The organism is Saccharopolyspora flava, assembly GCF_900116135.1.
Classification (GTDB): Bacteria; Actinomycetota; Actinomycetes; order Mycobacteriales; family Pseudonocardiaceae; genus Saccharopolyspora; species Saccharopolyspora flava.
In genome coordinates this window covers 343,502-362,101 of record NZ_FOZX01000001.1, presented here as the reverse complement: position 1 = coordinate 362,101, position 18,600 = coordinate 343,502, and the positions used below count along the sequence as shown (strand labels likewise).

Here is an 18,600-nt window from a genome sequence, read left to right as displayed (position 1 = left end):
CGGATCAGCGGAGGGCGATGATCGTGTACGGGCCGACGTCGCGCTGGACGAAGGCGGGGGAGTCGAACACCGCGCGGTCGAAGTAGACGTAGTAGTCGCGGACGTTCGGGTTCTGCGGGAACGCGTCCCCCTTGAGCTGCAACGCCAGGTCGCCCTCGTGCTCCGGCGGGGTCTCCACCTCGGAGTACCGGCTGCGCGGGTTGTCGAGGACGAACACCGTGGGGCTCGCGAACTTCGAGTCCCGCAGCATCCGCAGCAGCTCGTCGGGGTTCTTGGCCTTCGTCCAGCGCTCGATCTCGGCGATGCGCTGGTCGTAGTCGGCCAGCGGGTTGGCGTAGTGCGGGGTCTCCTGCTGGAAACCCCAGTACGGCTGGAAGGACATCACCTTGTAGTCGGTGCTCAGCAGCACGTTCCGGTCGGCGGGGCGGCCGGAGAGCGCGGCGATCGCGCGGATCTCGTCGTCGAACCAGGAGCCGCGCTGCTTCGGGTCCTTCTGGCCCTTGGCGTTGTCGCCGGTCGGGTAGTAGTCGCTGTAGGCCTGCTCGGTGTAGCCCAGCAGCTTCTCGCCGATCGCCTGCTGGCTGATGCTCACCGCGCCGACGAGGCTCAGCGCGCAGGCGATGAGCGTGATCTGGACGCCGTAGCGCGGGTCGACCTTCTGCCGGAGGTAGCCGATGAGCTCCAGCAGCCCGAGCACGCCGGCGATCGGCAGGATCAGGTCCAGGACGACGTTGAGCCGGAACGCCAGCAGCGTCGTCTTGGCCAGCAGGGCCAGCGTGGACAGCGCGAACCAGCCGTAGATGGCCAGCACGACCACGAACATCGCCGCCGCGATCCGGCTGTGCCGGAAGCGCAGCAGCAGCCACACGAAGCCCACCAGGCACAGCGCGCCGAACGCGGAGGCCTCGGTCATCGGCACCGGCAGGAACGCGCCGTCCTCCGGCAGGTAGTGCTGGGCGGCGCTGCGCGGGTTGTCCAGCAGGAACTTCGTGGAGAACAGGTAGGGCAGCCACACCAGCAGCGCGATGACCAGGCTGACCAGGCCGATCGGGAGGAGGCGCAGGAACAGGCCCTTGAGCACCGGCACCGCGCGGGAGCCGCGCCGGACCTGGTCGACGGCGGTGATCAGCGCCATCAGCAGGATCATCGCCACGGCGAAGCCGAAGTGCAGGGTGTAGGTGATCGCCGCGAAGCCGACGTAGCCGCCGATGCACAGCAGCGTCCAGCGCGGTGCGCCGTCGGCCTGCCGCAGCGCGGTCCAGGTCAGCACCGCCACCGGGACCAGCCACGCGGCCGACGGCCAGGCGTAGGGCTCGACGATGCCGTGCAGCATCCCGGACAGCGCGGTCACCACCGCGGCCAGCAGGGCGAGCCTGCGGCGCAGCACCACGCTCCACAGCGTGAACGCGACGACCGTGGTGATCGCGACCCAGCACAGCGCGTAGAGCTTGTAGGCGGCCCAGCCCTCCCAGCCCAGCAGGTTCGCGAACCGGCCGCCGAGCCAGAACCAGCCGCTGGGGTAGTAGGGCGCGGTGTCGGCGTAGTTCATGTCCGACAGGCCCAGCGTGGAGGCCATCCGCGTCATGAGCTGCATGCGGAAGCCGTTGTCGGTGGAGGAACCGCCGTAGTAGAAGCGCGTCGACTGCAGCGGGATCGCCAGCGACAGCGTGCTGAAGGCGCTCAGCGCCACCCAGGTCGCGACGACCTTGCCCCAGCGGCCGATGCGCGCCGCGCGGTAACCGAAGGCCAGCAGCACGAACAGCGCGGCCAGCACCAGGGTGCTGGACAGCATCGTCAGGGCTTCGGGCGCGTAGCTGGGTTCGCTGATGCTCAGCCGCGCGGCGGCGAACTGCAGCACCATGCTCACCACGACCGCGACCGCGGAACCGCCCAGCAGCTCGGCTACCGTGGTGCGCAACGGGAGCCGAACGGCCGAGGCCTGCCGCGGCTCGTCGATCGGGCTCGGTCCGGTCAACTGGGGAGACGGCAGGATTCCCACCACTTCACTCGTCCTTCGGCGTAGCCGACATGAGGGCTCGCGCAGAATAGTTGATGTGCGCCCGGTGCCCGCCCGGCGGGTGAGGGGGACGGGCGTGGGGAAACGCTATGGTGGCCGGAAAATTTCGCAAGCCGGACCGGTGGCGGCGACGGCGAGGAGGAGGTCGGCAGGTGTCCGACAGCCCAGTGGACGGCAAGGCAGTGGACGGCGGCGCGGACGACGCGACGGGTGACGGAGCCGCTGACGGGGCCGCGCCGACGCGGGCTCTCCCCGAGCGGATCGAGCCCGGCGACGTCGCGCCGCTGCCCGTCCTGGCTCCGCCGCGGCCGAAGGTCGTGGTCAAGGCGGACCTGCTCCCGGCGATCAGCGCGATCTCGCTCATCGCGCTGCTGGGGTTGCCGGTGGGGTGGCTGTGGTCGCGCCTGGCGCCGCCGCAGGAGAGCGTGCTGGGCCAGGGCGGTTCGGTGACGCCCCTGCTGGTGGAGAGCTACCACGAGTTCGACGGCATCGCGATCTTCTCGCTGCTGGCCTTCGCGACCGGTCTGCTCACCGCCGCGGTGCTGTGGCGGTTGCGCGGCAGGCGCGGCCCGGTGCTGCTCACCGGCGCGGTGATCGGGTCTCTGGTGGCGTCCTGGCTGGGCGTGCAGATGGGCGGCTCGTTCGCCTCCGGCCTCTACCCGATGCCGCCGAACCCGCAGCTCGGCGACCTGATCACGATCGCCCCGGAGATCACCACCCGGTGGGTCCTGGTCGCGATGCCCCTGGCGCTGGCCCTCGGCTACGGCGTCGCCACCTCCTGGAACGGATTCGACGACCTCGGCCGCCGCCTCAAGTGAGCCGGCCTGCCCAGGGGCGGTGTCGTGGACGCCGTTGTCGTCCCGCGGGCAGAAACCCCGTCAGTTCAGGCTGGGCTGCTGGGCGAACTCCGCCAGCGGCGCCGGGACCGCGCGCAGCTCGCGCAGGAACTCCGCTTCGCGGAGCAGCAGCTTGCGGACGGTGCGCAGCCGGAGCAGCGGGTCGGTCTCGGCCAGCAGGTCCTGGCGGTCCTCGGTGGTGAGCACGCAGTCGTCGGCCAGCAGGTAGGACAGGTCCTCGGTGCCGGTGTCCTCGCCGGGGATCTCGCGGGAACCGTTGCGCATACCGGAGGCGTGGTAGCGCTGGTGCGCGTCCCGGGCCGCGGCGACCAGCCGCTCGCGGCGTCCGGGCGTGTCGGGTTCCGGGTCGGTGTCGGGCAGCCACTGCACGCGGGCCAGCAGGTAGGGCGCGGATTCGCGGTCGATCTGCAGCAGCCGGAACCGCCGCTCGCCGAAGGCGGTGACGTCGTAGCGGCCGCCGGGCAGCTGGCGGGCCTGGTCGAGCACCGCCGTGCAGCCGACGTCGTACATCGAGTCGACGTTGTCCTCGCCGACCTCCCAGCCCTGCCGGATGGTGATCACGCCGAACCGGCGGTCGGGCACGTCCTCGTTGAGCAGGTCCTGCACGAGCTCGCGGTAGCGCGGCTCGAAGATGTGCAGCGGGAGGTGCCCTCCCGGGAACAGCACGGACCCCAGGGGGAACAAAGGCAACGTGTCCAACACGCCCCCAAAACTACTCAAGAAAGCGCTTCAGGACTCGTTCTGCCTCAGCTCGGTGGCCGGAAGACCGCGAACGGGTCCGTGACCTGCAGGTCTCGCGAGGTGAAGCGGAACAGCGCGGGCGGTCTGCCGCCGGAGCGCCCGGCCGGGAGGGTGTGCCCGGTGGCCTCCAGGACGCCGCGCCGGGACAGCACGCGCTGCAGGTTCGTGGCCGCCACCTGGTAGCCGAGCGCGCCCGAGTAGATGCCGCGCAGCTCGGAGACGGTGAACTCGGCGGGGGCCAGCGCGAACCCGATGTTGGTGTAGGAGAGCTTGGCGCGCAGCCGGTCTCGCGCGGCCAGCACGATCTCCTCGTGGTCGAAGGCGGTCGCGGGCAGGTCGTCGACGGGGAACCAGCGGGTGTCGCCGGGGACCTCGGGGTCGACGTCGGCGGGCACCAGGCACAGGAACGCGGTGCCCACGACGCGCCGGTCGGGGACCCGGCCGGGCGCGCTGAACACCGACAGCTGCTCGACGTGGGAGAGCTTGTGCACGTCGACCTTCTCGGCGAGCTGCCGCCGGATCGATCCCTCGACGTCCTCGTCGGCCGCGAGCCAGCCGCGGGGGAGCGACCAGCGGTGCAGGTCCGGTTCCTCGGCGCGCTGCCAGAGCATCACCTGCAGCCGCTCGTCCCGGATCTGGAGGACTCCGGCGAGCACTTCGTGGCCTGCGTCTCTGCCGTCGGACGCGGGTGCGGTGTTACGATGTGGCACGTTTTCGATTCTAAGGCGAAAACCTCGGGGCCGTTGATCCGGGGTGGAAAGCGGGTTTCCGGAACATCTCGGGGGCCCGGCGAGGAGGACGAGATGGCGACTGCGACGTGGCAGCGGACCGAGGCCGGTTTCACCGGCGTCGAGCCCGACGCCGCCTGGGCCGAGGAGGTCCGGCGGCTCGCCGAGGAGCGCGACGCCGTGCTGCTGGCGCACAACTACCAGCTCCCCGAGATCCAGGACGTCGCCCACCACACCGGTGACTCGCTGGCGCTGAGCCGCATCGCGGCCAACAGCGACGCGAGCACGATCGTCTTCTGCGGCGTGCACTTCATGGCCGAGACCGCCAAGATCCTCGGCCCGGACAAGACGGTGCTCATCCCGGACGAGCGGGCCGGTTGCTCGCTGGCCGACTCGATCACCGCCGAGCAGCTGCGCGCCTGGAAGGCCGAGCACCCGGGCGCGGTCGTGGTCTCCTACGTCAACACCACCGCCGAGGTGAAGGCCGAGACCGACATCTGCTGCACCTCCTCCAACGCGGTGGATGTGGTCCGCTCGATCCCGGAGGACCGCGAGGTGCTGTTCTGCCCGGACCAGTTCCTCGGCGCGCACGTCAAGCGCGAGACCGGCCGGGAGAACCTGCACGTCTGGGCCGGTGAGTGCCACGTGCACGCCGGGATCAACGGGCCGGAGCTGGCCGAGCGCGCCGCCGCCTCGCCGGAGGCGGACCTGTTCATCCACCCCGAGTGCGGCTGCGCGACCTCGGCGCTCTACCTCGCGGGCGAGGGCACGGTGGAGCCGGAGCGGGTGAAGATCCTCTCCACCGGTGACATGCTCACCGCCGCCAAGGAGACCGGTGCGACGTCGGTGCTGGTGGCCACCGAGGTCGGGATGCTGCACCAGCTGCGGCAGGCCGCGCCGGAGATCGACTTCCGCGCGGTGAACGACCGCGCCTCCTGCCGGTACATGAAGATGATCACCCCGGCGGCGCTGCTGCGCTGCCTGCGCGAGGGCGCCGACGAGGTGCACGTGCCCACCGGCGTCGCCGACCGCGCCCGCGCCTCGGTGGAGCGGATGATCGCCATCGGCAAGCCCGGCGGTGGCGAGTGACCTGGGAGGCCGGGGCCGACCTGCTCGTCGTCGGCACCGGCGTGGCCGGGCTGACCGCCGCGCTGCGCGCCCGCGAGGCCGGGCTGCGGGTGCTGGTGGTGAGCAAGGACTCGGTGTCGGCGGGCAACACCGGCTGGGCGCAGGGCGGCATCGCCGTGGTCCGGCCCGACGAGCTCGATCCCGGCGACAGCCTGCACAAGCACGTCGAGGACACCCTCACCGCCGGGGTGGGGTTGTGCTCGCCGGAGGCGGTGCGCGCGATCCTCGCCGACGGCGCGGAGGCGATCGGCCGGCTGCGCGCGGCGGGCGCGGAGTTCGACGCCGTCGACGGTCGGTTGGCGCGCACCCGCGAGGGCGGTCACCAGGCGTTCCGCGTGATCCACGCGGGCGGTGACGCCACCGGCGCCGAGGTGCAGCGGGCGCTGGTCTCGGCGGTGCGCGGCGGCGGCATCCCGGTGCTGGAGGAGCACTGCGTGGTCGAGCTGCTGCGCGGCGAGGGCGGTGCGATCGCCGGTGCGCTGGCGATGGATTCGCGCAGCCGCCCGGGCGTCCTGCACGCGCCCGCGGTGCTGCTGGCGACCGGCGGTCTCGGGCAGCTCTACGCGGCCACGACGAACCCGGAGGTGTCCACTGCGGACGGTGTCGCGCTGGCCCTGCGGGCGGGAGCGGCGGTGGCGGACCTGGAGTTCGTGCAGTTCCACCCGACCGTGCTCTACGCGGCGGGGCAGGCGCGCGGCCGGCGTCCGCTGGTGACCGAGGCGGTGCGCGGCGAGGGCGCGGTGCTCCTCGACGTGCGCGGGGAGCGCGTGATGGACGGGGTGCACCCGCTGGGCGACCTGGCGCCGCGCGACGTGGTGTCGGCGGCGATCACCCGCCGCGCCGCCGACACCGGCGCCGAGCACGTGTTCCTGGACGCCACCGGGATTCCCGGTTTCGCCGAGCGCTTCCCGACGGTGCACGCCTCGTGCCGGGAGGCGGGGATCGATCCGAGCTCGGAGCCGATCCCGGTGGCCAGCGCGGCGCACTACTCGTGCGGCGGTGTGGTATCCGATGTGGACGGCAGGACGGCGGTGACCGGCCTGTACGCGGCGGGCGAGGTCGCCTGCACGGGCTTGCACGGCGCGAACCGGCTGGCGTCCAACAGCCTGCTGGAGGGCCTGGTCGTGGGCGGCCGGGCCGCCGCGGCGGTGGCCAAGGACCTGGGCTGCGGCCTGCTGTCGCGCTCGCCGGTGGGCGAGGTCGAGCCGCCCGCGTTCGCGGTGGTGGAACGAGACCTGCTGCAGCGCACCATGAGCCGGCACGCCGGCATCGGGCGCAGCGAGGACGGCATGGCCGAGGCGAGCGCGGTGCTGGACCGCAACTCGGTGGTGCGCCCACTGCGGACGCGCTCGGCGGTGGAGGACGCGTCGCTGACGCTGACCGCTCAAGCTCTGCTGGCCGCGGCGCGGCTGCGCGCGGAATCGCGAGGATGCCACCGCCGCACGGACTTCCCGGACACCGACGACCTGCGCTGGCGGCGCAGCGCGGTGCTCCGGCTGGACGCCTCGGGGTGGTTGTTCCACACCGGGGCGGGGATTGCGAGGACAGCGGCATGACCTTCGACTTCGACGGCGCTCGCGAGATCGTCCGCACGGCCCTGGCCGAGGACCTGCGGTACGGGCCGGACGCCACCACCGAGGCCACGGTGCCCGACGGCGCGGTCGCCGAAGCGGGCTTCAACACGCGCAAACCCGGTGTGCTGGCGGGACTTCCGCTGATCCGCCTGGTGCTCGACGAGGTGTTGGGCGCCGACGCGTACCAGGTGATCGAGGAGCGCGCCGACGGCGACCGGCTGGCGGCGGGCGACTGCGTCCTGCGGGTGAAGGCCCCGGTGCGGGGTCTGCTCACGGCCGAGCGCACGGCGCTGAACCTGCTCACGCACCTGTCCGGCATCGCCACCGCCACCTCGTGGTGGGTCGACGCGGTGGACGGTACGGGGTGCAGGATCCGCGACAGCCGCAAGACCCTGCCGGGCCTGCGTGACCTGCAGAAGTACGCGGTCCGCTGCGGTGGCGGCGTGAACCACCGGATGGCGCTGGGCGACGCGATCCTGATCAAGGACAACCACATCGTCGCCGCGGGCTCCCCGGCCGCCGCGGTCCGCGCCTGCCGCGCGCACGCCCCGGACCTGCCGATGGAGGTCGAGGTCGGCGATCTCGACGAGCTCGACGAGGTCCTCGCGGAGAACGTCTCCCTGGTCCTGCTGGACAACTTCACCCCGGACCAGTGCGCCGAAGCGGTCTCCCGCACCCGAACCCTCTCCCCGGACACGGAACTCGAAGCCTCCGGAGGCCTCACCCTCGACGTCGCCCGCGCCTACGCGAGCACAGGAGTCCACTACCTCGCGGTCGGAGCCCTCACCCACTCCTCCCCGTCCCTCGACCTCGGCCTCGACATGTGAGGGGAGCGGACATTGCCGTCTCCAGCGGGGCGTTCCGCGGCAGGGGACAGTTTTTCCTCGAATTGACCGGACAAAACAGACATGATCATGCGTCAATTAGAGGAAAAACTGTCCACTGCCCAGGGTTGAGCCACTGCTGGGGCCAACCAAGGGGTGCTCAGCGCCGTTGGCGCAATCGCGGGTAGCGCGATTCTTTCGGCTCAGAGCAGGCTTTCGAGTTCGACCTTCAACGTGACCGGTGTGGACACCGCGATGTCGGCCGTGTCCACACCGGCCGACACGTAGGCACGTGTCGTGGGATCGAGCCGGTAGCGGAACACCGTCAGTTTCCGGTCGTCCTGGGGCTCGCTCTCGATTCGCCAGAAGTGCTCGATCCCCGCAGCTGCGTACTCAGCAGGCTTGTCCGTCTGGTCAGCTGTGACCGACCCCGGGGACATCACTTCGACGACGAGAGCGACGTGCTGAGGGCGAAGCACGACGTCGTCCGGCAACGTGGCGTCGTAGAGGACGACGTCCGGTCGGCGGTTCAGCAGCGGCACGTCGCGCAGTCGGAGATCGATGTCGGTGTCGACAGCGAACTCAGGACCGGCGGCGTGCTCGAGCTCGTTGGCCAGGCGCCGCGCAATGGTCTGGTGCAGGCGGCGGGGCGCGGGAGTTACGACGATGGCTCCATCGACAATCTCGATGCGGCGGCACGCTTCTTCGGGCAGCGCCTCGTACTCCGCAGCGCTCAGCCCTCCAGGCGGCAGCACCATCCAGTCGGGCAGCGCAGTCATCGTCGGCCCCTCTCCCAACGGGTGCTGGACCAGCGTAGTCACAACACCTCTGGACTGGGAGTTTACGGGATCAGATCACCTGGAGTAGGGAAACATTACCGCATGTGATCGTGGCCCCTGTGTCGCAGTCCCTCGGGTCAGAAGCGCCGGTTGGTCAGCACCGGGACCGCCTGACGGGCGGGTTCGACGGTGGTGGGGTCGATGTCGACGACCTTGACCTCGGGTTCGGCGCCGAGTTCGGCGTGCACGACGCCGAGCGGGGTTGCGACGAGGCTGTGACCGACGCCGGTGGGGGCCTTGCCGGAGGGCTCGCGGCCGATGCTGCGCGGGTCGCCCTGGCCGCAGGCCACGATCCAGGAGGTGGAGTCCAGCGCGCGGGCGCGCACCAGCAGCTCCCACTGCTCGACCTTGCCCTCGCCCGAACCCCAGGAAGCGGGGGTGACGATCACCGAGGCGCCCTCGTCGGCGAGCTTCTGGAACAGGCCCGGGAACCGGACGTCGTAGCAGGTGGTGAAGCCGATGCCGACGCCGTCGAGGGTCACCACGACCGGCTTCGAGCCGGGGGCGACGGTGCGGGACTCGGCGAAGCCGAACGCGTCGAACAGGTGGATCTTGTCGTAGGAGGTGTCCAGGCCGCGGCCGGTGATCAGCAGCGTGTTGGTGACCCGGCCGTCGTCGGCGGGCGTGAACATCCCGGCGACCACGGCGATGCCGGCCTCGTTGGCGAGTCGGCGGACCTCGGTGGCCCACGGGCCGTCCAGCGGTTCGGCCAGCGGCCCGAGCTTCACGCCGAAGCAGGCCATCGCGGCCTCCGGGAACACCGCGAGGTCGGCGCCCTCCTCGGCGGCCCGCCGGATGCCGTCGGCGATGAGCTCCAGGTTCGCCTCCGGATCCGGACCCGACACGATCTGGCACAACGCGATCCGCATAACCACAACCATCCTTCGCTAGACCGATATGATGCTTGTATACCGACGATATGCAAGCAAGGGGTTCGTGTTGCCGTCCGGACGTGAAGTCGCTTACGCCCACCTCAAGGACACCGTCCTGAGCGACCCCAGCATGCAGGGGCAGTTCGTCAACGAACAGGCCCTCGCCGACGAGATCGGCGTGTCGCGCACGCCCATCCGCGAAGCGCTGCTGCTGCTGGCCGCCGAGGAACTGGTGCAGCTGGTGCCCAAGCGCGGGGCCTACATCGCGCCGGTCGGCGGCAGGGAGATCGGGGAGCTCTTCGAGATCCGGGTGATGATCGAGTGCTACGCCGCGCGGCGGGCCGTCGAGCTCGGCGCGGTGCCGCTGACCGAGATGCGCGAGCAGCTCGACCGGCAGCGCGAGCTCGGCGAGGACCAGGCGCGCGAGTTCATCGATCACGACCACCGCTTCCACTCGGCGCTGGTGGCGGCCGTGGGCAACGAGATGCTGTCCAAGACCTACGACGGGCTGCGCGCCCGCCAGGTCCGGGCGGGCGTCGAGGCGCTGTTCCGGTCCGACGGGCGGCGCAGGTCCGTGCTGGCCGAGCACGAGGCGATCTGCTCGGCGCTCGCCGCGGGCGACGCGGAGGCCGCGGCCGCGGCGATCACCGAGCACCTCAGCGCGACCCGGCAGGTGCTCCAGTCCGGCTGAGCGCCAGGCCCACCAGCGTCACCACGCACGTCGCCGCCAGGTAGCAGGCGGGCGCGACCCAGGTGTCGAAGTAGGCGTAGAGCGAGGTGAACAGCAGCGGCGCCAGCGCCCCGCCGATGATCCCGGCCAGGGTGTAGGCCAGCGAGGACCCGGTGGCGCGCAGCTCCGGGCTGAACTGCTCGGCGATGAACGCCGCCTGCGGCCCGTACATCAGGGCGTGCCAGATCAGGCCGACGATCACACCGATGATCAGCAGCCCGGCCGAGCCGCCGCCGACCAGCGGGAAGAAGGCGAACGGCCACACCAGTCCGCCGACCGCGCCGATCGCGTAGATCCGGCGGCGCCCGAAGCGGTCCGACAGCGCTCCCGCCAGCGGCATCCCGAACAGCTGCAGCGAGGAGCCGAGCATGACGCCGGTGACCGCCCAGCTCTTGGGCATGTCCAGCTGCTGGGTGGCGTAGGTGAGCACGAAGACGGTGAACAGCGCGTAGAGCACGTCCGGCCCGACGCGGGAGAGGATGCCGGAGATCAGCGCGCGCGGTTCGCGGGTGAGGACCTCGCGCACCGGGGCGCCCGCCTGCTCGCCCTTCTGCTGGATCTCCTGGAAGACCGGGGTCTCCTCGAGCTTGACCCGGATCCACAGGCCGAAGATCACCAGCACGGCCGACAGCAGGAACGCCACGCGCCAGCCCCAGCTCATGAACTGCTCGGAGGTGAGCCCGGCGGCCAGTCCGGCGAGAACGCCGTTGGCGAGCAGGTTGCCGGCCGGCGGGCCGATCTGGGCGGCCGAGGCCCAGAACCCGCGGTGCTTCTCGCTGCCGTACTCGCTGGACAGCAGCACGGCGCCGCCCCACTCGCCGCCGATGCCCACGCCCTGGGCGAAGCGCAGCACCACCAGCAGCGCCGCGCCGAGCGCGCCGACCTGGGAGTGGGTGGGCAGCAGTCCGATGAGGACGGTCGAGATGCCGGTGATCAGCAGGGTGATCACCAGGACCTGCTTGCGGCCGAGGACGTCGCCGAGCCGGCCGAAGACGAATCCGCCCAGCGGGCGGGAGACGTAGCCGACGGCGTAGGTGGAGAACGCCAGCAGGGTTCCCGACAGCGGGTCGTGGCTGGGGAAGAACAGCTGGCCGAACACCAGGGCCGAGGCGACGGAGTAGGCCGCGAAGTCGTACCACTCCAGGGACGTTCCGCTCAGGCTCGCCACGAAGGCCTTGATCAGGTCCTTGCGGGCGGGTCTGGCGGCTGTCGCGTTCGTCATGGGCTCCCTCGATTGTTCCAGGTGCACCGGCAAAGTGTGATACGAACTGTATACAAGAAGTATGCTGAATGGGAGGGTGCTGTGTTTCCACTTCGTTTCGACGTCGCCGGCCGGACCGTCGAGGTCGCGGTGACGACGCTGCTCAACGCCGGTTACGCCGGTCGCAGCCAGGAGGACGTGGCCGCGCACGTCGCCGAACTCGCCGAGCTCGGCGTGCCCGCACCGACCCGCACGCCCTGCCTGTACCCGGTCGCGCCGTACCTGGCGATGCAGGCCGACGTGGTCCCGGTGCAGCACGGCCGCACCTCCGGCGAGGCCGAGTGGGCGCTGGTGATCACCGACGACGACGTGCTGCTCACCGCCGCCTGCGACCACACCGACCGCGAGCTGGAGGTGCACGGGGTCGCCTGGAGCAAGCAGGCCGGGCCGGACGTCCTCGGCCGCAAGGCCTGGCGCCTCGCCGACGTCGAGGGCCACCTCGACGAGCTCACCCTCACGGCCTGGGCGGGCGGCGAGAAGATCCAGGACGGCACCCTCGCCGAACTCCTCACCCCGCGCTACTGGCTCGACGAGCTCCGCTCCCGCGACCTGGCCCGCCCGGGCACGGTCCTCATCTCGGGCACGATCCCGATGGCCTCCGAGGTCGACCAGTTCGCCGACACCTGGCGGGTCGACCTCACCGACCCCCGCACCGCCGACACCATCACGTGCTCCTACACCGTCCAGCGCATGCCCGACCCCGTCGCCTGACGTGTCCCCCGATCGAAAACCCCGGTTTTCGTCGCGCGAAAACCGGGGTTTTCGACGGGTGTCCCCGCGGTCGGGCGTGTTGGGGGACGAAGATCTCAGGGTTATTGAGAAAGTTTTGCAATAGCCCTTATGGTGCGTGTGTGCTGAAACGTCGGAGTTGGATCGTCGGGTTATCCGTGGTGGGGGTCCTCGTCGCCGGGTGTTCGGTGCCTTCGGGGCCCGGATCGGGTGCGGAGCCCGGGTCGATGCTGCTGGCCGACGGGTACGAGCCGGAGAGCCTGAACCCGCTGCTCGGCTACGGAGCCGAAGGGGCCGCGAAGTTCTACGACGGGCTGCTCGCCTTCGACGGCCGGACGCAGCTGAAGCCCGCGCTGGCGGTCGAGCCGCCGCAGGCCAACGCCGACGCCACCAGCTGGACCGTGAAGCTGCGCGAGGGCGTGACGTTCCACGACGGCACGCCCTTCGACGCCGAGGACGTCGTGGCGACCTACCGGGCCGCGATCGACCCGGCCTACGCCTCCACGGTCTCCTCCGACTACGACATGCTCGCCGACGTCCAGGCCGTCGACCCGCACACGGTGCGCTTCGACCTGAAGTTCCCCTACTCGGCCTGGCCGTCGAAGCTGGTGCTCGGCATCCTGCCGAACGAGGCTCTGACAACCCCTGCCCCGCAGGAGAACTCGTCGCTGAACACGCACCCCGTCGGCACCGGCCCGTACCGGCTCGTCGAATGGCGCCGGGGCGACCAGATGACCTGGGCCGCCAACCCCGGCTACTGGGGCGGTGCCCCGGCGGTGCACGACATCACCGTCGTGTTCGCCAAGGACGACAACACCCGCGCGCAGCGATTGGCCGCGGGCGAGTTCGACGGAACTGTGCTGCCCCCGGTGCTCGCGGAATCCGCTGCGCGCGAGGGGTTCCGGGTCGTGCACCACGAGACCGCCGACTACCGCAGCATCGCGCTGCCCAACACCCACCCCGTCGCCGGTGACCGGGCGGTGCGCACCGCGCTGAACCTCGCCGTGGACCGCGACGGCATGATCAAGGCGCTGCTCGGCGGTCACGGAAAACCCGCCCACACCCCGATCCCGCCGTCGATGGGCGCGAACCACGAGCCCGCCGCGACCTTCCCGCACGACCCGCAGCGGGCCGCGCGCCTCCTCGACGACGCGGGCTGGCGCGTCGGCCCCGACGGCATCCGCGAGCGCGACGGGATCCGCGCGAAGTTCACCGTCCTGTACTTCGCCGACGACAGCCTCCGCCGCGACCTGGCAACGGGTTTCGCCTCCGACGCCCGCGAGATCGGCATCGAGGTGGAGCTCGCCGGGGTGGACCGCTCGGCGGTCGCCGGCCGGTTGGCCACCGACGGCATCGTGCTCGGCGGCGGCAACCCGATCGACCCGGACCCGCAGGTGTACTCCAGCCTGAACTCCGCGGCCATCGGCACCGGCACCTACAACAACCCGGGTCAGTACCGCAACGCCGAGGTCGACGCCGCGCTGGACTCCGCCCGCCGCGAACTCGACCCGGCCCGCCGCGCCGAGTACTACCGGCAGGCCCAGCGCGCCTACGTCGCCGACCCGGGCCTGGTGTACCTGGCGTTCATCGACCACAGCTACGTGCTGCGCGACGGCGACCACACCGGCTACCAGGCGCCCGTCGAACCGCACACCCACGGCACCACCTGGGGTCCGTGGTGGAACATCGAGACCTGGAAACCGCGCGCATGACCCGGGCCATCGCGCGCCTGGTGCTGCGGCGCCTGGCGTTCGCCGTCCCGGTGCTGGTGATCGTCGCGCTCGGCGTGTTCCTGCTGGCCGCGGCCTCGCCGTTCGACCCGGTCGACCAGTACTTCGGGGTGCGGCTGTTCACCGCCTCGGCCGCCGACGTGGCCCGGGTGCGCGCCGAGCTCGGGCTCGACCGGCCGGTGCTGGAGCAGTTCTGGCAGTGGTTCGGCGGAGTGCTCACCGGCGACCTCGGGGTGTCGCGGTCGATGCGGCAGCCGGTCGCCCAGGTCGTGGCCGAGCGGCTGCCGTGGACCGCGCTGCTGGCGGCCACCGGACTCGCGCTCGCGGTGGTGTTCGCGCTGGTCGGCGGCACGATCGCGGCCTGGCGCCAGGGCGGCGCCGTCGACCGGCTGGTCACCGCCGTCGGCCACGCGCTGGAGGGCGTGCCGCCGTTCGTGCTGGCGCTGCTGTCGATCGCGGTGTTCTCGCTGGGCCTGGGCTGGCTGCCGGTGGCGGGCCTGACCGACGCCGGTGAGCAGGCCACCGTCGGGCAGATCGCCGAGCACCTCGTGCTGCCCGCGCTGGTGCTCGGTATCTCGCAGACCCCGTGGCTGGTGCTGCACGTCCGGCAGTCGATGCTGAGCTCGCTGGCCGAGGACCACGTCACCGGGGCGCGGGCGCGCGGGCTCGCCGAGCACGTCGTGGTGCTGCGCCACGCCCTGCCCACCGCGCTGCTGCCGTTCGTGACGCTCATCGGCGCCCGCATCCCCGAGCTGGTCACCGGGACCGTGCTGGTCGAGGAGGTCTTCTCCTGGCCGGGCCTGGCGGGAGCGGTGGTCACGGCCGCGACCGCGGTGGACTACCCGCTGCTGGCGATGGTGACGCTGGTGGCGACCGCGGCGGTGCTGCTGGGCTCGCTGCTGGCCGACGTCGCCGCGATCGCGGCCGACCCGAGGGTGGCCGCCGATGGCTGAGCTGACCTGGCGGCCCGCGGGCCGCGCCGGTGCCACCCGCGCCCGCCCGCGCACCCGGCTGCGCGCGTCGCTGGCGGTCCTGGCACTGCTGGTGCTTGGCGCCGTGCTGGTGCCGATGCTGCTGGGCGGGCCGTCGGTGAGCTACGAGGAGATCCGCCTCGCGCCGGGCCTCGCGCACCCCTTCGGTACCGACTCCAACGGCCGCGACCTGTTCGCCCAGTCGATGGCCGGGCTGCGGGTGTCGCTGCTGGTGGCCGCGTTCAGCGCGCTGGTGTCGGCGGTGCTCGGCTCGCTGGTGGGCGTGGTGGCCGGCGGTCTGGGCGGCTGGCCCGACCGGGTGCTGATGCGGCTGGTCGACACCGTGAACTCGGTGCCGCACCTGCTGCTCGGCGTCGTCATCGTCGCGCTGTACCGGGGGAGCCTGGTGGCGGTGATCTGCTCGATCGCGCTGACCCACTGGACGACCGTCGCGCGCGTCGTGCGCTCCGAGGTGCTGTCGCTGCGGCAGCGGCCGCACGTCGACGCCGCCATCGCGGGCGGTTCGTCGCGGACCCGCGTCCTGCGCAGGCACCTGCTGCCTGCGATCGTGCCGCAGGCCGCGCTCTCGGCGGTGCTGCTGGTGCCGCACGCGGTGTGGCACGAAACCGCGCTGAGCTTCCTCGGTCTGGGCCTGCCGCCGCACCTGGCCAGCATCGGCAACATCCTCGGCGACGGCCGCGACGCGGTGCTGCTGGGCGCCTGGTGGATCGTGCTGTTCCCGTCGGCGCTGCTGGTGGCCACCACGCTGGCGGTGTCCGGTCTGGCCGCGACCTGGCGGGACCGGATCGTGCCACGACGACGATCGGAGCTGTCGCTGTGACCGGCCTGCGAGCCCCCGAGGCCACGGATCTGCTGACGCTGCACCGCCTTTCGGTCCGCTTCCGGCTGCCGCGCGGGGTGCTGGTGCGCGCCGTCAGCGACGCCGTGCTGCGGCTGCGGCCCGGCCGCGTGCTGGCGTTGGTCGGCGAATCCGGTTGCGGCAAGTCGGTTCTGGCCTCGGCGCTGCTGGGACTGCTGCCGGGCAACGCCGAAACCCGCGGCGAGGCGCTGCTCGACGACGGCACCGACCTGCTGTCGGCGCCGGAACCGGTGCTGGCCGGGAGGATTCGCGGTCGCCGCATCGGACTCGTGCCGCAGTCGGCGAGCACCCACCTCACGCCGGTGCGCACCGCGCGCTCCCAGCTCGCCGAGACCGCGCAGGCGCTGCGCGGTCCCCGCGACGCCGACGAGCTCGCCCGGCACGTCGGCCTCGACCCCGCCGACCTGGACCGCTACCCGCACGAGCTCTCCGGCGGCATGGCGCAGCGGGTCGCGCTCGCGCTGGCGCTGGCCGGGGACCCGCGCATCGTCCTGGCCGACGAGCCGACCACCGGGCTGGACCGGCCGCTGGTGCACCGCACCGTCGACCTGCTGGCCGAGGCCGCGAACGACGGCCGCGCGGTCCTGCTCATCACCCACGACCTGGCCGCCGCGCGGCGCGTGGCCACCGACGTCGCCGTGATGTACGCCAGCCGCATCGTCGAGGCCGGTCCGGCCGAGGAGGTGCTGGGCGAGCCCTGGCACCCCTACACCGCCGGGCTGCTCGCGGCCCTGCCCGAAGGCGGGTTCGAGCCGATCCCCGGCCACCCGCCGTCGTTGACCGAACTCGACCGCCTCGAAGGGGAGTGGGGCTGCGTGTACTGCCAGCGCTGTCCGGACCAGCCCGGATTCGCGCCCTGCACGGGCGATCCGGAACTGCTCAACCGCGGCGAGCGGTGGATCGCCGCCCACGCGCCGTGCTGAGCGCCGAGGAGGTCGTGGCCGGCTACCGGCGCGGCAGACCGGTTCTGGACGGCGTGAGCATCGCTGTCAACGAGGGCGAGGTGCTGGGGCTGGCCGGTCCCAGCGGGTCCGGGAAGTCGACGCTGGGGCGCGTGCTGGCGCTGCTGCACCAGCCGTGGTCCGGACGGGTGTCGCTCGATGGCGGCGAAGTCACGCGCTTTCGGCACCGCACGCCCCCGGAAACGCGAAAAGCGATCGGAATCGTCTTCCAGCACCCGCGCCCCGCCGTCGACCCGCGCTTCACGCTCCGCGACATCATCGCCGAACCCCTGCTCGCACGGGGAGAATCCGGTGAGATCGCCGAACTCGCCGACGAAGTGGGGCTCACCGGAGAACTGCTCACCCGGCGCCCGCACGAGGTCAGCGACGGCCAGCTGCAGCGCGCCTGCCTCGCCCGCGCGCTGGCCCCGAGGCCCCGCTACCTCGTGTGCGACGAGATGACGGCCATGCTCGACGCCTCCACGACCGCCGCCCTCGTGCGCGTCGTGGACCGGCAAACCCGGGAAAACAACACAGGAGTGCTGGCCATCAGTCACGACGAGGCGTTGCTGACCCGATGGGCGGACCGTGTGCTTCACGTGGCCGAGTTGATATGACATCGTGGCGGAATGCGGTGCTTCGGGGAGCCGCCTTTAGAAGTACGAACGACTCTCAGGAGCAAAACGTGAGCGAGCAAGAGGGCACCACCTTCGTCCAGTGGCGAGAGCGCGTGCACACCGAATCCGACGGCGGCAACCCGCAGATGCGCCTCATCATGATGGTCGCAGCCGCGGTCGTCGTGGCCGGGATCCTGGTAGGCACCATCGTCCTGATGCTGTCCTGATTCGCGGCGGAGCCGCTGTTTCAGGTGTGGGACTCAGCTCGCACCGCCGCGGGTTCTGAGCGGCTTCGTGGCGAGTACGCCGGGACGCCTCGTATTGGCATACTCAAGGAGCGGCGCACGGAGTCCACGGAGCCGCTCAGGTTCCGCTACCCGCACCGCCAAGCAGGGCAACCACGGAAATGCCGTCTGGGGATCAGTCCACCTTGCGCCAGTGCTGCTTCTTGTGGCCGTCTCGGAGGACGATTCCCAGTTCTGCCAACTGCGTTCGCAGGAGCGCGGCCTCCTTGTGGTCGCGCCTGCGCAGCGCTCGGTCGCGCTCGGCCATGAGCGTGTTCGCCCGCAGCGACAGCTTCGGGGTCTCCTCGGTCCAGAGCTCGTAGCGGCCCGCGTAGGGGTCGGACTCGCGCCAGGCGTAGCCGTGCTCGCGGAACGCGTCGCGCAGCGCCAGCCGGTCCAGGCCCGACTTGCGGCGCGCCAGTTCGGCTCCGGAGCCGTCCAGCAGCACCAGGTGGCCGCGTTCGGTGAACACCGCGTCGACCTCGCCGGCGGGGATCTCGTGGGCGTTGCGCCCGGTCGCCAGCACCACCTGCTCGGGACCGACCGTCACCGTCAGCCGCTCCTGGGCGAGCAGGCCGGCGAAACCCAGGCCGATGAGCGCGCCCAGCGCGATGGCCACCAGCATCCCCCACGGGTCCGCGCCGGAGGCGGCGAGCGCGAACACGCCCTGGAACGGCGCCCACGGCAGGCCCGCCACCCACGCCGCCACGACCCGCAGCAGGAACCCCGCCGCCGCGCCGAGCAAGGGGCAGTAGATCCACGAGCCCCGGCGAACCAGCGCGGGCGGGTGGATCGTCGTCGCGGTGGTCATGGCGCCATTATCGCGAGAGAAAGGGCCCGGGGTGCGCACACCCCGGGCCCTCCCGATCCCCCTCCT

General features: G+C 71.8%; 19 protein-coding genes. 12 read left to right on the top strand and 7 right to left on the bottom strand.

Annotation, left to right across the window (positions count from 1 at the left end; genetic code table 11):
- Positions 1 to 4 precede the first annotated feature (4 nt).
- Positions 5 to 1,975 (bottom strand): arabinofuranosyltransferase, encoded by a 1,971-nt coding sequence (locus BM424_RS01570; protein ID WP_217649603.1) that lies wholly within the window; start codon positions 1,973 to 1,975, stop codon positions 5 to 7.
- A gap of 194 nt (positions 1,976 to 2,169) precedes the next feature.
- Here BM424_RS01570 and BM424_RS01565 point away from each other — a divergent pair, with 194 nt between their 5' ends.
- The gene (locus BM424_RS01565; RefSeq protein WP_245775541.1) at positions 2,170 to 2,835 is read left to right on the top strand and encodes a DUF2567 domain-containing protein; all 666 of its coding nucleotides are present in this window, start codon (positions 2,170 to 2,172) and stop codon (positions 2,833 to 2,835) included.
- Between the two features lie 60 nt (positions 2,836 to 2,895).
- Here BM424_RS01565 and BM424_RS01560 read toward each other — a convergent pair whose 3' ends face one another.
- Both BM424_RS01560 and BM424_RS01555 read right to left on the bottom strand, forming a co-directional pair.
- Positions 2,896 to 3,576 carry an LON peptidase substrate-binding domain-containing protein gene (locus BM424_RS01560; RefSeq protein WP_342742579.1) on the bottom strand — a complete coding sequence of 227 codons (681 nt, stop codon included), beginning with the start codon at positions 3,574 to 3,576 and terminating at the stop codon, positions 2,896 to 2,898.
- Positions 3,577 to 3,620: 44 nt separating this feature from the next.
- Entirely contained in the window at positions 3,621 to 4,271 is a 651-nt protein-coding gene (locus BM424_RS01555; protein WP_093413135.1) for an NUDIX hydrolase, read from the bottom strand.
- Positions 4,272 to 4,418: 147 nt separating this feature from the next.
- On the opposite strand from BM424_RS01555, the gene nadA reads away from it, so the two are divergent.
- The 3 genes from nadA to nadC are packed head-to-tail and all read left to right on the top strand — an operon-like array spanning position 4,419 to position 7,872.
- Entirely contained in the window at positions 4,419 to 5,432 is a 1,014-nt protein-coding gene (gene nadA, locus BM424_RS01550; RefSeq protein WP_093413133.1) for a quinolinate synthase NadA, read from the top strand.
- Entirely contained in the window at positions 5,429 to 7,027 is a 1,599-nt protein-coding gene (locus BM424_RS01545; RefSeq protein WP_093413132.1) for an L-aspartate oxidase, read from the top strand. The genes nadA and BM424_RS01545 overlap by 4 nt, the downstream gene beginning before the upstream one ends.
- Positions 7,024 to 7,872, top strand: coding sequence for a carboxylating nicotinate-nucleotide diphosphorylase (gene nadC / locus BM424_RS01540; RefSeq protein WP_093413130.1), 849 nt, complete (start codon positions 7,024 to 7,026; stop codon positions 7,870 to 7,872). Before BM424_RS01545 ends, nadC begins: the two co-directional genes overlap by 4 nt.
- A gap of 200 nt (positions 7,873 to 8,072) precedes the next feature.
- Here the strand turns inward: nadC and BM424_RS01535 are convergent, their stop codons facing one another.
- Both BM424_RS01535 and BM424_RS01530 read right to left on the bottom strand, forming a co-directional pair.
- Entirely contained in the window at positions 8,073 to 8,648 is a 576-nt protein-coding gene (locus BM424_RS01535) for a Uma2 family endonuclease (protein ID WP_245775539.1), read from the bottom strand.
- A gap of 137 nt (positions 8,649 to 8,785) precedes the next feature.
- On the bottom strand, positions 8,786 to 9,577 hold the full coding sequence (locus BM424_RS01530) for a carbon-nitrogen hydrolase family protein (RefSeq protein WP_093413128.1): 792 nt from the start codon (positions 9,575 to 9,577) through the stop codon (positions 8,786 to 8,788).
- 70 nt (positions 9,578 to 9,647) lie between these two features.
- Here BM424_RS01530 and BM424_RS01525 point away from each other — a divergent pair, with 70 nt between their 5' ends.
- On the top strand, positions 9,648 to 10,271 hold the full coding sequence (locus BM424_RS01525) for a GntR family transcriptional regulator (protein WP_093414527.1): 624 nt from the start codon (positions 9,648 to 9,650) through the stop codon (positions 10,269 to 10,271).
- Here BM424_RS01525 and BM424_RS01520 read toward each other — a convergent pair.
- The gene (locus BM424_RS01520) at positions 10,237 to 11,532 is read right to left on the bottom strand and encodes an MFS transporter (RefSeq protein ID WP_093413127.1); all 1,296 of its coding nucleotides are present in this window, start codon (positions 11,530 to 11,532) and stop codon (positions 10,237 to 10,239) included. The two genes, BM424_RS01525 and BM424_RS01520, sit on opposite strands and share 35 nt — an antisense overlap.
- Positions 11,533 to 11,613: 81 nt before the next feature.
- On the opposite strand from BM424_RS01520, the gene BM424_RS01515 reads away from it, so the two are divergent.
- The 7 genes from BM424_RS01515 (at position 11,614) to BM424_RS28670 (ending at position 17,666) form a co-directional block, all read left to right on the top strand.
- Complete coding sequence (locus tag BM424_RS01515) at positions 11,614 to 12,282, top strand: DUF2848 domain-containing protein (protein ID WP_093413125.1); 669 nt, start codon at positions 11,614 to 11,616, stop codon at positions 12,280 to 12,282.
- Positions 12,283 to 12,527: 245 nt separating this feature from the next.
- Positions 12,528 to 14,012: an ABC transporter substrate-binding protein gene (locus BM424_RS01510; protein WP_245775538.1), complete on the top strand. Its 1,485-nt coding sequence runs from the start codon at positions 12,528 to 12,530 to the stop codon at positions 14,010 to 14,012.
- Complete coding sequence (locus tag BM424_RS01505; protein WP_093413122.1) at positions 14,009 to 14,983, top strand: ABC transporter permease; 975 nt, start codon at positions 14,009 to 14,011, stop codon at positions 14,981 to 14,983. The genes BM424_RS01510 and BM424_RS01505 overlap by 4 nt, the downstream gene beginning before the upstream one ends.
- A complete protein-coding gene (locus tag BM424_RS01500) occupies positions 14,976 to 15,842 on the top strand; it encodes an ABC transporter permease (RefSeq protein WP_093413121.1) in 867 nt (288 codons plus the stop codon). Before BM424_RS01505 ends, BM424_RS01500 begins: the two co-directional genes overlap by 8 nt.
- Positions 15,839 to 16,804, top strand: a complete 966-nt coding sequence (locus BM424_RS01495) for an ABC transporter ATP-binding protein (protein WP_245775537.1) — start codon at positions 15,839 to 15,841, stop codon at positions 16,802 to 16,804. Before BM424_RS01500 ends, BM424_RS01495 begins: the two co-directional genes overlap by 4 nt.
- A gap of 14 nt (positions 16,805 to 16,818) precedes the next feature.
- Positions 16,819 to 17,439 carry an ABC transporter ATP-binding protein gene (locus BM424_RS01490; RefSeq protein WP_245775536.1) on the top strand — a complete coding sequence of 207 codons (621 nt, stop codon included), beginning with the start codon at positions 16,819 to 16,821 and terminating at the stop codon, positions 17,437 to 17,439.
- A gap of 68 nt (positions 17,440 to 17,507) precedes the next feature.
- Complete coding sequence (locus BM424_RS28670) at positions 17,508 to 17,666, top strand: hypothetical protein (protein ID WP_175547894.1); 159 nt, start codon at positions 17,508 to 17,510, stop codon at positions 17,664 to 17,666.
- A gap of 193 nt (positions 17,667 to 17,859) precedes the next feature.
- Here BM424_RS28670 and BM424_RS01485 read toward each other — a convergent pair whose 3' ends face one another.
- Positions 17,860 to 18,534 carry a YqeB family protein gene (locus BM424_RS01485; RefSeq protein ID WP_093413118.1) on the bottom strand — a complete coding sequence of 225 codons (675 nt, stop codon included), beginning with the start codon at positions 18,532 to 18,534 and terminating at the stop codon, positions 17,860 to 17,862.
- Positions 18,535 to 18,600: the final 66 nt, after the last annotated feature.

What these genes read in the sequence shown, in the direction of transcription:
- BM424_RS01485 (WP_093413118.1), bottom strand. Translation starts at nt 18,534, where the DNA reads ATGACCACCGCGACGACGATCCACCCGCCCGCGCTGGTTCGCCGGGGC.
- nadA (WP_093413133.1), top strand. Translation starts at nt 4,419, where the DNA reads ATGGCGACTGCGACGTGGCAGCGGACCGAGGCCGGTTTCACCGGCGTC.
- BM424_RS01520 (WP_093413127.1), bottom strand. Translation starts at nt 11,532, where the DNA reads ATGACGAACGCGACAGCCGCCAGACCCGCCCGCAAGGACCTGATCAAG.
- BM424_RS01535 (WP_245775539.1), bottom strand. Translation starts at nt 8,648, where the DNA reads ATGACTGCGCTGCCCGACTGGATGGTGCTGCCGCCTGGAGGGCTGAGC.
- BM424_RS01510 (WP_245775538.1), top strand. Translation starts at nt 12,528, where the DNA reads ATGCTGCTGGCCGACGGGTACGAGCCGGAGAGCCTGAACCCGCTGCTC.
- BM424_RS01505 (WP_093413122.1), top strand. Translation starts at nt 14,009, where the DNA reads ATGACCCGGGCCATCGCGCGCCTGGTGCTGCGGCGCCTGGCGTTCGCC.
- BM424_RS01500 (WP_093413121.1), top strand. Translation starts at nt 14,976, where the DNA reads ATGGCTGAGCTGACCTGGCGGCCCGCGGGCCGCGCCGGTGCCACCCGC.
- BM424_RS01530 (WP_093413128.1), bottom strand. Translation starts at nt 9,577, where the DNA reads ATGCGGATCGCGTTGTGCCAGATCGTGTCGGGTCCGGATCCGGAGGCG.
- nadC (WP_093413130.1), top strand. Translation starts at nt 7,024, where the DNA reads ATGACCTTCGACTTCGACGGCGCTCGCGAGATCGTCCGCACGGCCCTG.